The organism is Falsihalocynthiibacter sp. SS001, from assembly GCF_042445055.1.
Classification (GTDB): domain Bacteria; phylum Pseudomonadota; class Alphaproteobacteria; order Rhodobacterales; family Rhodobacteraceae; genus Falsihalocynthiibacter.
The window spans coordinates 1624370-1640454 of the sequence record NZ_CP170339.1 but is presented as its reverse complement, the minus strand read 5'-3'; the positions used below and the strand labels follow the sequence as shown (position 1 = coordinate 1640454).

Annotated in this window: 11 protein-coding genes; 4 read left to right on the top strand and 7 right to left on the bottom strand. The window is 54.2% G+C overall.

Annotated elements, in window-relative coordinates; translation table 11 throughout:
* Nucleotides 1-87: 87 nt before the first annotated feature.
* On the top strand, nucleotides 88-1902 hold the full coding sequence (gene typA / locus ACFE33_RS07930; RefSeq protein WP_380052010.1) for a translational GTPase TypA: 1815 nt from the start codon (nucleotides 88-90) through the stop codon (nucleotides 1900-1902).
* Nucleotides 1903-1978: 76 nt separating this feature from the next.
* Here typA and ACFE33_RS07925 read toward each other — a convergent pair whose 3' ends face one another.
* The 3 genes from ACFE33_RS07925 to recA form a co-directional block, all read right to left on the bottom strand.
* Entirely contained in the window at nucleotides 1979-2266 is a 288-nt protein-coding gene (locus ACFE33_RS07925; RefSeq protein ID WP_380052007.1) for a DUF1330 domain-containing protein, read from the bottom strand.
* Between the two features lies 1 nt (nucleotide 2267).
* A complete protein-coding gene (alaS, locus tag ACFE33_RS07920) occupies nucleotides 2268-4922 on the bottom strand; it encodes an alanine--tRNA ligase (protein WP_380052004.1) in 2655 nt (884 codons plus the stop codon).
* A gap of 123 nt (nucleotides 4923-5045) precedes the next feature.
* The gene (gene recA, locus ACFE33_RS07915; RefSeq protein WP_380052001.1) at nucleotides 5046-6116 is read right to left on the bottom strand and encodes a recombinase RecA; all 1071 of its coding nucleotides are present in this window, start codon (nucleotides 6114-6116) and stop codon (nucleotides 5046-5048) included.
* A gap of 178 nt (nucleotides 6117-6294) precedes the next feature.
* Between recA and ACFE33_RS07910 the strand changes: the two genes are divergently transcribed.
* On the top strand, nucleotides 6295-6891 hold the full coding sequence (locus tag ACFE33_RS07910; protein ID WP_380051998.1) for a gamma-glutamyl kinase: 597 nt from the start codon (nucleotides 6295-6297) through the stop codon (nucleotides 6889-6891).
* Here the strand turns inward: ACFE33_RS07910 and ACFE33_RS07905 are convergent.
* The 4 genes from ACFE33_RS07905 to ACFE33_RS07890 form a co-directional block, all read right to left on the bottom strand.
* Entirely contained in the window at nucleotides 6888-9152 is a 2265-nt protein-coding gene (locus ACFE33_RS07905; protein WP_380051995.1) for an ATP-binding protein, read from the bottom strand. The two genes, ACFE33_RS07910 and ACFE33_RS07905, sit on opposite strands and share 4 nt — an antisense overlap.
* A 114-nt stretch (nucleotides 9153-9266) precedes the next feature.
* Entirely contained in the window at nucleotides 9267-10439 is a 1173-nt protein-coding gene (locus ACFE33_RS07900) for an RsmB/NOP family class I SAM-dependent RNA methyltransferase (protein WP_380051992.1), read from the bottom strand.
* Between the two features lie 60 nt (nucleotides 10440-10499).
* On the bottom strand, nucleotides 10500-11954 hold the full coding sequence (gene guaB, locus ACFE33_RS07895; protein WP_380051989.1) for an IMP dehydrogenase: 1455 nt from the start codon (nucleotides 11952-11954) through the stop codon (nucleotides 10500-10502).
* Between the two features lie 96 nt (nucleotides 11955-12050).
* Nucleotides 12051-12833 (bottom strand): HpcH/HpaI aldolase/citrate lyase family protein, encoded by a 783-nt coding sequence (locus ACFE33_RS07890; protein ID WP_380051986.1) that lies wholly within the window; start codon nucleotides 12831-12833, stop codon nucleotides 12051-12053.
* 123 nt (nucleotides 12834-12956) lie between these two features.
* Between ACFE33_RS07890 and ACFE33_RS07885 the strand changes: the two genes are divergently transcribed.
* Nucleotides 12957-14687, top strand: a complete 1731-nt coding sequence (locus ACFE33_RS07885; protein ID WP_380051983.1) for an ATP-binding protein — start codon at nucleotides 12957-12959, stop codon at nucleotides 14685-14687.
* On the top strand, nucleotides 14674-16011 hold the full coding sequence (locus ACFE33_RS07880) for a sigma-54-dependent transcriptional regulator (RefSeq protein ID WP_380051980.1): 1338 nt from the start codon (nucleotides 14674-14676) through the stop codon (nucleotides 16009-16011). Before ACFE33_RS07885 ends, ACFE33_RS07880 begins: the two co-directional genes overlap by 14 nt.
* Nucleotides 16012-16085 lie beyond the last annotated feature (74 nt).

The following is a 16085-nucleotide window of genomic DNA, read 5'->3' as shown; positions in this document are numbered from 1 at the left end:
GTTCTGCGGTTGCCCTCGCTTTTGGGGTGGTCTTTTGACGCAACTCGCGCTAGGTGGCGCGCAACTCTTCTTTTAAGGCAGGCTCCAATGGAACTTCGCAATATCGCGATTATCGCACACGTTGACCACGGCAAGACGACTTTGGTGGACGAGCTTTTGAAACAATCGGGCACATACCGTGAGAACCAAGCGACGTCAGAACGCGCTATGGACTCAAACGACCTAGAGCGCGAGCGCGGGATCACCATCCTTGCAAAAGCGACTTCGGTTGAATGGCGCGACACACGTATCAACATCGTTGACACTCCCGGCCACGCCGATTTCGGTGGCGAAGTTGAACGTATCCTGTCGATGGTAGACGGCGTTGTTCTTCTTGTGGATGCGGCCGAAGGCCCAATGCCCCAAACCAAATTCGTGACATCCAAAGCGCTCGCGCTTGGCCTCAAGCCGATTGTTGTGGTGAACAAAGTAGATAAGCCCGACGGTGAGCCTGATCGTGCGCTTGACGAAGTATTCGACCTGTTTGGCTCGCTTGACGCGACAGACGAGCAACTCGATTTCCCTCACATGTACGCTTCTGGACGTGCAGGTTGGTGCGACAAGACCCTTGACGGGCCACGCAAAGACCTCACAGCTCTCTTCGACAAAATCGTTGAGCACGTAGAAGCTCCCAAGCAACAAGAGCAAGCAAACGAGCCCTTCTCGATGCTGGCAACGACGCTTGGTGCCGATCCATTCCTTGGCCGTATCCTGACTGGTCGTGTTGAAACCGGCACATTGAAAACAGGCGCTTCGATCCATGCGCTTTCCGCTGACGGAAGCAAGATCGAGCAATTCCGTGTGACCAAGATCCTCGCGTTCCGCGGCCTTGGTCAACAACCTATCGAAGAAGCAGTCGCTGGCGACATCGTTTCCGTTGCGGGCATGAGCAAGGCAACCGTTGCCGACACGCTCTGTGACACCTCGATCACCACTGCGATCCCTGCGCAGCCGATTGATCCGCCCACGATCACGGTGACATTCGGCATCAACGACAGCCCCCTTGCGGGCCGCGACGGCAAAAAAGTTCAGTCGCGCGTTATCCGTGACCGCCTGATGAAAGAAGCAGAAAGCAACGTCGCGATTAAAGTCTCCGACACCGAAGGCGGCGACGCATTCGAAGTGGCTGGTCGTGGCGAATTGCAGATGGGTGTTCTCATCGAGAACATGCGCCGCGAAGGTTTTGAGCTTTCTATCTCGCGTCCACAGGTGCTATTCACCGATATCGACGGCGTTCGCAATGAACCGATCGAAGAAGTAACCATCGATGTGGATGATGAATTCTCTGGCGCCGTGATCGAGAAACTCACAGGCCCGCGCAAAGGTGAGATGACTGACATGCGTCAAACCAACGGTAAGACCCGCATTATTGCGCTGGTCCCTGCCCGTGGCTTGATCGGCTATCATGGCGAGTTCCTCACCGATACACGCGGCACAGGTGTTATGAACCGTGTGTTCCATAGCTGGGCTCCGCACCGTGGACCAATCCCAGGTCGTCGCGCTGGTGTTCTGATCTCGATGGAAAACGGCGTTTCGGTTCCCTACGCGATCTTCAACCTTGAGGACCGCGGTAAGTTCTTTATCGGCGCCCAAGAGGATGTCTACCAAGGCATGATCATCGGCGAGCACAACCGCGAGAACGACCTCGAAGTGAACCCTCTCAAAGGCAAGAAGCTCACCAACGTACGCGCAAGCGGCACAGACGAAGCCGTGCGTTTGACGACTCCGGTACGTATGTCGCTCGAAGAAGCAATCGCTTACATCGACAACGACGAATTGGTTGAAGTGACGCCAAATTCGATCCGTCTGCGCAAGCGCTTCCTTGACCCACATGAACGCAAGCGCCAAGCACGCTCCGCATAATAAAATGCGCGCTAACCACTTAAGGTTAGCGCGCAAATTAGATAGTAAAGAGCCGCGCAAATAATGCGCGGCTTTTTTATTCAGTCGTCTCGACAATCACCAGATCGCGCTCGCTCGCATCACGTGCGTGGCTGAGCGCCTCTTGATACGCGTCCGAGTAATAGCAATCATGGGCTGCCTGCAGGCTTGGGAATTTAGCGACCACATTCCGTGGCCGATCATTCCCCTCTAGCTGCTCATATGCTCCACCGCGCGCGATGAAATGACCGCCGTGAGCCGCAATCGCAGGGCCCGCGAGCTTGGCATATTTTCCATAGGCCTCGTCATCCGTGACCTTTACATGTGCAATCCAAAGTGCGCCCATCCTATCCTCCAATTACGGCTTCTGCCGCGTCAATTGCTGCCTGCGCGTTCGAGGCATCTTTGCCGCCGCCCTGCGCGAGTGTCGGACGGCCACCGCCGCCTTTACCACCAAGTTCTGCGACCGCCGCCTGTACTAAGGCAACCGCCGAGAGCTTATCCGACAGGTCATCAGTGACACCCGCCGCAACGGCCGCCTTGCCACCCACGTCCGCGATCAGCAGAACTGCGCCGGACTTCACCTGAGATTTGTACTGTGTCACGAGATCGGGCAAATCCTTGCCGCTCACGCCGGAAACAACCTGCGCAAGGAAGGTAACTCCGTTTACGTCGCGGGTTTCGGCCGCATCTCCTGCGCCAGCCATTGCTAATTCACGACGCAACTGGGCCACTTCGTTCTGAAGCGATTTACGCTCATCAAGTAGGGCTTTCACGCGGCCGGAAACTTGCGCTGGCTGTGCTTTGAGCATGCCAGTAATCTCGCCAAGGTATTGGCCCTGCTCGCGAATATACTCAAGCGCGCCCTCGCCTGTGAGTGCCTCGATACGACGTACACCCGCCGAAGACGCGCCATCAGACAACAGAACAAACGCGCCAATGTCGCCAGTACGCGCCACATGCGTACCGCCGCAAAGTTCGAGCGAATAGGTATTGCCAGACAACCCCTTACCAGACCCCTTGGCCAAGCCCATCGAAACAACGCGCACCTCATCACCGTACTTTTCGCCAAACAACGCCTGCGCACCCAATGCGCGCGCGTCATCAGGCGTCATAATGCGTGTATCAACTGGTGTATTCTGGCGAATGTAAGCATTCACTTCGGCGTTAATACATTCAAGGTCTTCTGCCTCCAGCGCCTTGCCGTGGCTGAAGTCAAAGCGCAAACGATCATCCGCGTTCAACGAGCCTCGCTGAGCAACGTGGTCACCCAGACGCCCCCGTAGCGCTTCATGGAGAAGGTGCGTCGCCGAGTGGTTGGCGCGAATTGCGGAACGACGTGCATGATCAACTTCTAGCTCCGCGCCCTGACCAACAGCAACTTCACCCTCAGTCACAGTCGCAGAATGTACGAACAGCTCGCCCGATTTACGTGTGTCAGTGATTTTGGCGCGGCCTGTATCAGTCTTAAGGAAGCCGGTATCGCCAACCTGACCACCACTTTCGGCATAGAATGGTGTTTGGTTCAAAACGATCTGAACTTTGGCTCCGTTGGCAGCGGATTTCTCGGCCGCACCGTCAGCAACAATCGCCAGAACTTGCCCCTCAGCGACCTCGGTATCGTAACCAAGGAATTCTGTTGATCCGTGTGCATCGGCCAACTCAAACCAAATCGCAGCATCCGCAGTTTCACCAGAGCCGGCCCAAGCTGCGCGCGCCATGGCCTTCTGATTTTCCATTGCTTTATCAAAGCCTTCTACGGAAACAGTGCGACCCTTCTCGCGCAGGGCATCCTGTGTCAAATCGAGCGGAAATCCATATGTATCATAGAGTTTAAACGCGGCTTCACCCGGTAGTTCTGCTCCTTCGGGAAGGTCAGCAAGCTCGTTGTCCAACAGTTTCAACCCGCGATCCAAGGTTTGACGGAAGCGCTCTTCCTCAAGCTTCAGCGTCTCTTGGATCATCGCCTGCCCTTGCGAAAGCTCGGGATAAGCACCACCCATTTGACTAACCAGCGCGGGAACGAGCTGATGCATAACGGGATCTTTTGCACCCAACAAATGCGCATGGCGCATCGCGCGACGCATGATCCGGCGCAGCACATAACCACGCCCCTCATTGCTCGGCATCACACCGTCAGCGATCAGGAATGAAGTCGAACGAAGGTGGTCGGCGATGACACGATGATGCACGTTCTTGTCGCCATATGGAGCTTGCCCAGTCACGCTCGCGGAAGCCTCAATCAAGTATTTAAAGAGGTCGGTGTCGTAGTTGTCGTGGCTACCCTGAAGCAGCGCGGCAATCCGCTCGAGCCCCATGCCCGTATCAATCGACGGTTTAGGAAGGTTAACTCGACTCCCGTCTTCTTGCTGATCGAACTGCATGAACACGAGGTTCCAAATCTCGATGAAGCGGTCGCCATCTTCCTCAGGAGAACCGGGAGGGCCTCCCCACACGTGATCGCCGTGATCATAGAAAATTTCAGTGCACGGACCACACGGGCCAGTCGCGCCCATCGACCAGAAGTTATCGTCTGTGGGAATCCGAATGATACGCTCATCCGACAAGCCCGCGTATTTCTTCCAGATATTAGCGGCCTCATCGTCCGTATGATAAACCGTTACGAGGAGTTTATCCTTGTTGATACCAAAATCTTTGGTCAGCAGATCCCAAGCGAATGGAATTGCTTCTTCCTTGAAGTAATCACCAAAGCTAAAGTTGCCGAGCATCTCGAAAAACGTATGGTGGCGCGCTGTGTAGCCAACATTGTCGAGGTCATTGTGCTTACCACCCGCCCGCACACATTTTTGGCTGGTCGTTGCGCGCGAATAATCACGTTTTTCAACGCCTGTGAATACGTTTTTGAATTGCACCATACCCGCGTTTGTAAACATAAGCGTCGGATCGTTGCGCGGCACCAGAGGCGAACTATCAACGACGGCGTGTTCTTTGCTCTTGAAATAATCTAGGTAGGTGGATCGGATGTCGTTTAAGCTCGGCATATCACGTTCTTTCGGGCAGAATTTCAACGGTTTCCTTGGTTTATCCCCGTGTATACGCCCTGTCCATACGAAGAAAGGCCCGCCGAACGATCAGCGAGCCTTTTAAATCAAATTTTCTGCGTTTTAACCTTCTAAAAGATCATCCGCATCGCCAATGATCGAGCCTTCAAAATCCAAACCATGTGCCGCGCGAATTTTATCTTCGATTTCAAGCGCCATTGCCTCATTCTCTTTGAGGTAGGTTTTGGCGTTCTCGCGGCCCTGACCGATACGCTCGTCACCATAGCTGAACCACGATCCAGATTTGTCCACAACGCCAGCCTTTACGCCCAAGTCGAGCAACTCGCCGGTTTTGGAAATGCCCGCACCGTACATGATGTCAAACTCAACCTGTTTGAAAGGAGGCGCGACCTTGTTTTTCACGACCTTGACGCGTGTTGAGTTGCCCACAACTTCATCACGATCCTTGATTGCGCCGATGCGGCGAATATCCAAGCGGACTGAGCTATAAAACTTGAGAGCGTTACCGCCAGTCGTTGTCTCTGGGCTCCCAAACATAACACCAATTTTCATCCGAATCTGGTTGATGAAAATGACCAAACAGTTGCTGCGAGCGATAGAACTTGTGAGCTTGCGCATAGCTTGGCTCATCAAGCGCGCTTGCACGCCGACGGAGCTATCGCCCATGTCACCTTCAAGCTCCGACTTCGGAGTCAGCGCGGCAACCGAGTCGACGACAACCATGTTCACTGCGCCAGAGCGCACCAGTGTATCAACGATTTCAAGTGCTTGCTCGCCCGTATCAGGCTGAGAAATCAACAACTCATTAACGTCGACACCTAGGCTTTTCGCGTAAACAGGGTCAAGCGCATGTTCGGCATCCACAAATGCGCAAACGCCGCCTGTTTTCTGACGCTCAGCGACGCAATGTAGGGTCAGTGTCGTTTTACCTGAACTTTCAGGACCGTAAATTTCAACGATCCGCCCCATGGGCAGACCACCAATCCCAAGGGCAATATCAAGCCCCAGTGAACCAGTCGAAGTGGCCTCAATCTCAGCAATCGCGCCGTCGCCCAGCTTCATGATTGAGCCTTTGCCGAACTGACGTTCAATTTGAGAGAGCGCCGCATCGAGCGCCTTTTGTTTATCTTGTGATTTTTTGTCGCTCATTTTTAATAAATCTGCCGTTGCCATTTGCTCGTTCCCTTATTTCACACCCAGTCGTGGGCAGCAATCACCTCAAATGTTCGCCTGTTGTTCCCTTATGAGATCAAAATGAGAACATTACAACATAAATTTCTTAACCCTACTTTTTATTTAATTGGTTAAGGAGTAGTTTACAGGAGTATATTATTGGAGTGACACCATATAAATGCTTGTTTTCTGGCCACAAAAATTGGTTTTCTTAGCGGTTCCCAAGACTGGTACGACTGCGATTGAAGATGTTTTGGGACCTATTGCGGACATGCGAATCTCTAGCCCACCAATCTTCAAACATATGCCACTTGTCCGTTTTAACACGTATATAAAACCGTTTATTCTCGACAATTTTGACGTAAAACTAGAGACAGTAGCTGTTGTGCGGAATCCGATCGACTGGCTTGGCAGTTGGTATCGATATCGAAGCCGTCCCGAACTGGTCGGCCAGCCAAACAGTACCCGCGAGATCAGTTTCGACACATTTGTGAAGGGTTATCTCAGAGATAAAAAGCCTGCGTACTCGAATGTGGGGTCACAGTCAGTTTTTGTATCTCGCCACAAGGGCCCTATTGGTGTCACGCATCTCTTCCAGTACGAACAAATGGAAAAGCTCATTGAGTTCTTCGAACGCCAACTAAGTATCTCAATTAATCTCCCGCGACTCAATCAATCTCCTAGTCGAGAGCTGCAACTCTCTAGCGATGTTGAAGAGCGACTTAGGAAGAGATGTGCTGCAGAGTTTGAAGCGTGGAGCGCAGCTCGGCGCTAGTTGATCAGCGTCTGAACAGTACCCGTTAAATCATTCAATGAAAAAGGTTTTTGCAAAAAAACCGAGTTAGCTATCTGTTGTTGATTGCCAACGAAATCATCTTCGGCATAACCTGACATAAACACAACTCTGGTTTCCGGTCGAGATTTTAGAGCAGTCTTTACCCACGTCGGACCATCCAGACCGGGCATGATGACATCTGACACAAACAGGTCGACTGAGAGTTCGTCGTCCTCCAACATTTCTAACGCGATTTCGCCGTTTTCTGCCTCAAGAACCGTGTAACCGCGTAGCCGCAATGCCCTTGAAGCAAAGGCACGTACCGGTGCCTCATCTTCGACCAAGAGGATTACGCCTTCTCCCTTCTCGGGCATTGTCCTAATTTCCGCCTCTTTCTCAGCTTTCACTTCCTGAGCTGGACGATCAAAGGATGGAATATATATCGAGAAACAAGTTCCGTAGCCAATAGCACTGTCGGCAAAGATAAATCCGCCAGTTTGCTTGACGATACCATAGGCAGTTGACAACCCAAGGCCAGTTCCCTCACCCGTTCGTTTTGTCGTAAAGAATGGCTCAAATATCTTCGGTAAACGATCGGCAGAAATACCCGTTCCTTGGTCCGTAACGCGGATAACGATATAGTCCCCCTTTGGCACAACAGCTCGATCGCGTTCTAGTTGTTTTCGGAGGGTTCGGCTTTGCATTTCAACACGAATCTCGCCACCTTGAGGCATCGCATCACGGGCATTCACCACGAGATTCATGATGACCTGCTCCAATTGCCGCTTGTCCGCTCGAATCATCGGTAGGTCCGGATCGTGCGTGACGGTTAAAACGACCTTTTCGCCAACGAGGCGGTTTAACAAATGTGCCAACTCAGACAGAGTGTCACCTAGATCAATTGTTTCGGGACTCAGATTTTGTTTTCGCGAGAACGCAAGCAATTGCCCCACGAGTGAGGCCGCTCTGTTTGCATTTTGATTAATTTGCATAAGATCGGCAAAGCCGGCGTCTCCATGATCGTGACGCAATAGTAGCAAATCGCAATGCCCAGAGATCGCGGTCAGCAAATTGTTAAAATCGTGTGCTATACCACCCGCAAGCTGTCCGATAGCTTGCATTTTTTGGCTCTGAACAAATTGGGCTTCGAGGGATTTCAGCTCTGTGGCATCGTTCAAGACCGCCACCAAGAGCGGTTCACCATCCTCAATGACGCGGCTCAACGTTACTTGTAAGAACACCTCGCGATGGCGCGCCTTGGCTTTCAGGAATTCCGTCTGATTTGTGCCTCGCCCTTGTGACGCCTCATCGAGCCAGTCAACGATGGGACGCCCCAGCCCTTCCATAAGGTCAGAGACTATTGTGTCACTTTGAATATCACGGCCCAAAAGATCGCGCACCATCCGGTTCGCTAACAAAATGCGCCCCTGCGGCGTAAGCTTAAGAAGTGGAACAGGAATCTCGTCAAAGAAGTGCCATTCTTCGCGGTTGATATCCTGTCCTTGAATTTGGGGAATGAGATAGAAATCGCGCCTGCCGCCGCCACCTTCCAACTCAACGACTGAAACGCGCGTAGTGCCGTCCGTCGTGGCTATTTCATTTTCAACGCCATTCCGGATTGGGAGTTCATTGAAAATTCGGTCTAGCGACTGAGGCGACTCGCCGACCAACCTTCGGCATGCTTCGTTCATAAATAGGATTGTGCCGGACTTGCTCGCTGTCAGCAGCGGTAAACTCATCGTTTCTGCTCCACGCCGAGGAGCGAGCCGCTCGGCATAGTTATCCAGCCGCCACAAATATATATCCCGCGCGACTTGATGGACAGAGATGCGCACCTGCCCCTGCCTTGCGACGATATCTTCGCAAGCGGATCCGGTCACCGAAGCCTTTGTTTGCAAGCGAAAAACTACTGTTCCAGGATTGGCAAACATGTCGCCTAGGTAACGAGATATCGACACTCCCAGACTCTCGCTGAACTGCTCATTGGCGGCGATATTCTGGAACCTCACATCGCTATTGCCTGTTGTCACAAAGCTTGGCGAAGGCTCGTTTTGTATTGTAACCGCGACCGATTGAATGAGTTTCACTTGCGCGCGTACGCCGCGCAAGCGGCTCAGGTACAAGAGCACCGCCATAAACGCGAGTGTTAGCCCCGCCGCCAAGAACACGGTTGCGAACTCGGGGATCGCGAAGCTGGCAAACAGTAAAACCAACGCCCCAATTAGAATCGACGCCGCCCGCGCGGATACATTCGCTGCCATTCTCTGCCACCGCGTTGAAGTTAGCGCTCGCTCGGGCACCCGCTGCTCCTTGTTAGAATCACTCTCCTACCTTCGCGCCCAATAGTTAATCTCGAATTAACAACGATGATACACTTAGGAACGGGTTAACAACGAGACGAAAAATCCATCGCCACCATCGAGGGGCGTGAGCGATTTTGACATGGTACATTTCCAGTCCGAATTAGCGGCAAGAAACGCATCGATCTGATCTTGGTTTTCTTGACGGAGAAGCGAACAAGTTAGATAGGCGAGCACTCCGTTTTCCGACACGTATCCCTTTGTTTTTTCTAGGACTTCGCGTTGGATTCTTGTCAGTTCAGTCAGCCGTTCAGTGGTGAGTGTCCACTTGCCTTCTGGTGCGCGACGCCATGCGCCTGAACCCGAACAGGGAACATCACAAACGACCACCTCGAACGGTGCTGCGTCAGCGATTTCGGAAGTCTCAAGAAGGTTAATATTCACGCCCGCGCGCTCAGCTCTTGTAGGAATATCACGCATACGGTTTTGCGAAATATCGTGCGCAAAAATCGTAAGTTCATCCTTTGGCATTCGCGCGGCCAAAGCGAGAGATTTTCCACCACCGCCGGCACAGTAATCCAAGATACTATTGCCTTTCGCGACGGGAATTTGTTCTGCGACGAACTGCGAAGCGGCATCTTGCAGTTCAACCAATCCAGAGGCGAAGGTTTGCGAATTCTGCACGCGGCGCGGGTTCTTGGTAACGATCAGTGCTGTTTCCGCAAGCTCGTGCGGTTCGGCGACAATCTCCTCAGAGGCCAAACTCTCGATCGCCTGCTCACGCGTACCAGCCTGCAAATTCACGCGTAGGAATACAGGCGCGCGCGATTTTAATAGATTAAAAACGCTCTCAAAATCCGCACCTAAGCTTTCTTGGAGTTGAGGTATGAGCCACTCAGGGGCATCAAGGGATTCGGCCTCTGTTGGAGCTCGGCCTGCCCCTTTTTCCTGATCGGTTAGAGGTGCGGGCGCATAACCTTCGCCTGTAAATGTATCGTCAGGATCGTCGCCGCGCATGCGGAGTAACCCAAGGAGCATTCCGCGCCCCGTTTCGGCGCCGCCACTGATTGCGAGCGACTGTTTCGAACGCAGAACTTCGAACACCAAATCGCGCACTGCTGCGCGGTCCTTGGAGCCTGCGTAGCGGTTTTGGCGAGCCCAAGTGGTCAGTTGTTTTTCAGCCGGTTCGCCAGCCAGAATTTCGTCCAGAATTTGGATCGCAGAAGCGACGCGCGCGGCGGGGGTCATGGGGGATCCTCCTTGGATCAAAAAAATGAGGGGGCCGACGGGCCCCCTGCTTTGTCATCGTTAGCCGATGCGATAGTTCGGGCTCTCTCGAGTAATCTGTACATCATGCACGTGGCTCTCTTTTAGCCCCGCGCCGGTGATCTTCACAAAATTACAATTGCGACGCATTTCATCAACGGTCGCATTACCTGTATACCCCATCGCCGCGCGCAAACCACCAACAAGCTGATGGATCACGTTGCTCGCAGAACCTTTGTAGGGCACCTGCCCTTCGATGCCCTCAGGAACAAGTTTGTCGCTCGCCGCGTCTTTCTGGAAATACCGATCAGCAGAGCCGCGCGCCATTGCCCCAAGGCTGCCCATACCACGATAGGATTTGAAGCTACGGCCTTGATATAGAATAACTTCTCCTGGGCTTTCATCGGTTCCGGCGATCATACTTCCGACCATCGCACAGCTAGCGCCAGCAGCAATTGCCTTGGCAAAATCGCCAGAGAATTTGATGCCGCCATCCGCAATGATCGGCACGCCGCTTTCGGCGGCCCCTTTGGCACAGTCCATGACCGCCGTAAGTTGCGGCACACCAACGCCGGCGACCATACGTGTGGTACAGATCGAGCCCGGCCCGATACCTACCTTTACAGCATCTGCCCCCGCATCGATCAGTGCTTTGGTGGCCTCCGCAGTGGCGACGTTGCCCGCAACGATTTGAACACCATTTGAAACCTCGCGAGCGCGTTTTACAGCGTGTGCGACCCCTTCCGAATGACCGTGCGCAGTGTCGATCACAACCATATCAACGCCCGCATCAATCAGCGCCATCGTGCGCTCAAATCCCGCATCACCAGTAGTGCTTGCCGCCGCAACACGTAAACGACCGAGGCTGTCTTTGGTTGCGTCAGGATTGAGGACTGCTTGCTCTGAGTCCTTGAGGGTCAACAAGCCTGTCAGCTTACCTTCGGCGTCAGTCACGAGGAGCTTTTCGATCCGACGTGCCTGCATCAAGCTACGTGCGGCGTCCAGATCGGCAGGTTCCTGAAGGATTGCGAGTTCCTTGCTGGTCATCATGACTGAAACTGGTGTGCTGTCATCGCTTGCGAAACGCATATCGCGATTGGTGACGATGCCCACAACACGGTTTTTCTCATCCACAACAGGGAAACCGGAAATACGGTAGCGCTCCATCAGTGCTTTGGCATCGGCGAGCGTTTGGTTGGGTGTCAACGTGATCGGATTGTAAACCACGCCGCTTTCGAACCGCTTAACACGACGCACTTGAAGCGCCTGCTCCTCAATGTCGAGATTGCGGTGGATAACCCCCATGCCCCCTGCTTGCGCCATCGCAATTGCCATACGGGACTCTGTAACGGTGTCCATCGCAGAGCTGAGCAGAGGTATGTTCAAACGGATCGACTTGGTTACATGCGTCGCGGTATTTGCCGTCGAGGGCAACACCGAGGATGCGGCTGGAACAAGTAGGACATCGTCGAAGGTTAGTGCCTCGCGAATTTCCATGGGGGTCTCCTTGGATGCTTCGTTTGACGAGGCCATATCGCATGGATTCCGCCTCTGGGGAAGCCCTAAAACATGCTAATTGCAATTGCGTCCAGATCAGAGCTCTGCACGCGCCTTTGCAATGCGATCGACAAATGCCTCGCGGATCAAACGCACGTCGCTTCCGACGGCCATGAACTGTATTCCAAGCTCGTGAAACGGCGCGATGTCCGAGAGGCTCCCCGCGAAAATCCCAACAGGCTTGCCCGCAGCCCGAATGCGGGCACTTGCATGCGTAATGGCGGCCATGACCTCTGGATGGGTCGCGTCGGGGCCATATCCCCCAACGTGCCCCATATCAGTCGCCAAATCGGCAGGCCCGATGAACACCGCATCTACGCCCTCAACGGCCGATATCTCATCAATATTCTCAATTGCATGCGCGGTCTCGACCTGAACGATCAAAGCAACTTCGTCATTGGCGTTCGCCATATAATCCGCGTCGGCTCCATAATCCGACGCCCGCGCAACGGCTGCGCCCACGCCACGATTGCCTACGGGGGCATAACGCATGGCACGCGCAAGCTCTTTGGCCTGCTCGGCAGTTTCGACCATTGGAACAACGACCGTTTGAATCCCCAGATCCAGCACCTGCTTGATCATCCAATCCGCCCCCACGGGCAATCGAACCGCAACGGGAACGTGCGGCTCAAGACTGCGCAGTTGCGTGCGCAGAGAGCGAAGATCATTCGGCCCGTGCTCCCCATCCAGAACGATCCAGTCAAATCCAGCCGTCGCGGCCAACTCGGCTATGGTTCCGCTCGCCCCTCCGAGCCAAAGGCCCAATTGTGTCTCTCCACGCTTCAGGGCGGCGATGATCTCATTCTTGGGCGCTGTCATAGGAATCTCCGTGAGTGTCGCGCGCAGGTTTCCACACAACCGAACCCGAGACAAGCGCCCACCCCAATTGCACAGGCGCAAAACTCTCGCTAAGCTGCGCGCGTCGCAGGGGGAACGGACACATTGACGCGTAAATTCAGAGTAACGACCTTTGTTGCGGCCATTATCCTATTGCTTGCAAGTGTTCTTCTGGTTGCTGAATCCCTGTTTCGCAACGCCGAGATCGACCGCGCACAAGCGCGCCTGAACCTATATCAATCAACGCTCACCGATGCGCTTGAACGCTATCGGCACCTGCCTGATGTCCTCGCCAAAACACAATTCGTGCGTAGCGGTACGCAGGGGGTGGACCTTGATGTCCTCAACCAGCGCCTTGCCGAGATTGCCGCGCAGACCAATCTTGAGGCGATCTATCTGATGGATCGAACGGGCCTCACCGTCGCCGCATCGAACTATGCAGAAGACGTAACTTTCCTTGGCAAAAACTATGGCTTTCGACCTTATTTCCTCGAAGCGATGCGCGGCCTGCGCGGGCAGTTCTTTGCAATTGGTGTCACAACGGACCGACCGGGGTATTTCATCTCGTCTCCGGTTCGCGATCATCGGGGGGAAGTGGCGGGCGTGATAGCGCTTAAGGTGGATTTGTCCGAGCTTACGAATGTTTGGGCCGAAGCACAGGAACGTCTGTTCGTTTCCAATCCTGATGATGTCATTGTTCTCGCGTCGGACGACCGCTGGAGGTACCGCACGCTTGAGGAGTTGACCCCAGAACGCCGTGCCCAGATTGCGCTTGAACGGCAATTCTCCGATGCACCGCTTGATGCGCTGAATTGGCACGCATCGCAGAACAACACGGCTCGGCTTGCGGGCCGCCACTATCTTCATCTGACGCGCGAATTCAAGAACCCCAAGTGGACACTGCATTTCCTTGTCCCAGAGTCGCAAGTCTGGTTCAAAGCGCTTACAACATTGGGGGCTGCGACGGGTGTCGTGCTCTTCTTGGCGGTCGTTGGGCTGATTTTGCGAACGCGACGGGTACGCAGTGTCTTGACGGCTTCACAGGCACATCGGCGAAAGCTTCAAACCGTCAACGCCGCCCTGCATCGTGAAATCGAAGAGCGCCGTGCGGCGGAACTACGTGTGCAACAAGCGCAAAAAGAATTGGCCCAAGCACATAAGCTCGCGGCCTTGGGGCAACTCTCGGCATCAGTAACACATGAATTGGGGCAGCCGATTTCGGCGATGAAGAACTACCTCACGGCGGCAGAGATCGGCGCATCTGAAAACGACCTAAGGCTAGTCTCGCGCATGTCCCGCCTTGTGGCCCGAATGGAAGCGATCACCAAGGAGTTGCGTTTCTTTGCGCGACCAACACCGGTGGAGTTTGAAACCTTCACGCTGGCGCGGCTTTGGGAAGGCACGGAAACTCTGATGCGGCCCGATCTGGATTTGGCGGGCATTACGCTTAACTGCACGCTTCCTGAAGGCGAAGTCCGGCTCAAGGGGAACCGCCTTCGGCTTGAACAGGTCCTTGTTAATCTGATCAAGAATGCGATGTCTGCGGTCGAGGAGACAGGCGACAAGCGCATCAATATAAACTCGCAAACTACTGATGATCATATAAAAATTACGGTTTCAGATTTCGGACCCGGTCTAAATGGTCGCGCCATGGCGGACCTAAGCGAGCCGTTCCACACAACCCGCGCAAGTGGCGAAGGAATGGGCCTTGGGCTTGCAATCTCCGCCGAGATTGCCAAAGAGCATGGCGGTGAGCTCTCTCTTCAAGAGACAGAAATAGGCGCGTGCTTTGTTCTGCTCCTTCCAAAATCCGAGGCCCCAAATGCCCCAGAATAGCGACCCATATTCGGTGTTCATTCTCGATGACGATCGCGAAATGCGCGCAAGTTTGACCGACCTGCTCGAGCGCAGCGGTTGGGATGCGCGTAGTTTTCACAACGGAAAAGATGCGCTCAAGGCAATGGCCGATACGCCCCCCGATGCAATTGTGTCGGATGTGCGCATGCCTGCAATGAGCGGCATTCAAGTTTTGGCCGAAGTCACCAAACTTAATGGCCCGCCCGTAGTCTTGATATCGGCGCATGGCGATATTCCGATGGCTGTCGATGCTATGCAAAACGGGGCCTATACGTTTCTTGAGAAGCCCTTTGACCCCAGACGCCTTATCACTGCCTTAACCCATGCGGCCGAACAGAACCGCCTCGCAGCGCGCGCCAAACGCTTGAGCGAGCGCCTTAGGGACTTGTCAGGACTAGATCGGGTTCTCTTGGGGGAAACCGAAGCGATTGCCCGTTTGCGCGAGGATATTCTGGACTTTGCCGATGTTGAAGCATCCGTGTTGGTTCAGGGGGAAACGGGCACGGGCAAGGAACTGGTGGCGCGCGCGCTGCATGACCTTTCACGCCGCGCGGGCGCGCCATTTGTCGCGCTCTCTTGTGCCGCCCTGCCCGCAGAACACTTCGAAGCAACGCTATTCGGCACTACTGATCAGTCAGGACTACTGGCAAGTGCCGAGGGCGGAAGCTTGTTTCTAGATGAGCTGGCGAGTTGCCCGATTGAGGTTCAAGCCAAGCTTTTGCGCGTTTTAGAAACAAGAGAGTATTTCCCAATCGGAAGCGCAAAGCCACGCAAGACCGATGTACGGCTGATCTCGGCAAGCAAGGTCGACCTTGCCGAAGCAGTGGCCAACGGCGCGTTTCGCGACGATCTCTTTTTCCGCGTCAATGCATTACTGATTTCGCTACCCCCCTTAAGGGAGCGAAAGGATGATCTGCTTCTGCTGTTCGCGCCGTTCTGTCGGGAGTGCGCAGAGACCTATGAAACAACGCCCCCGCAGCTAACGACCGAGGATATCTCGACGCTGCTCGCCCATGACTGGCCCGGAAACGTGCGCGAACTTCGCCATGTTGCTGAACGTTTTGTGCTTGCTTCGCGACGCGGGCCCAGCACGGTTGCCGCCGCGCTGAGGCAGGACAAGCCCGAAGAGAACGCCGCCACGCTTCGCCATGCTGTCGCAGCTCTGGAAAAGCAGCTGATCGCCCAAGCCATCAAAACCCACCAAGGGCGCATGGACTCGGCCGCAGAGGCGCTCGGAATAGGACGGCGCACACTTAACGAGAAAATCGTCAAGCTGGGGCTGGATAAGGACACAATTCTCTAGCCACACAACCCTGCGGAAATCCGCAGGACACCGCTCAATCTTCCCGCGCTTTTCTTCGTTGGTCAGAGCGAATG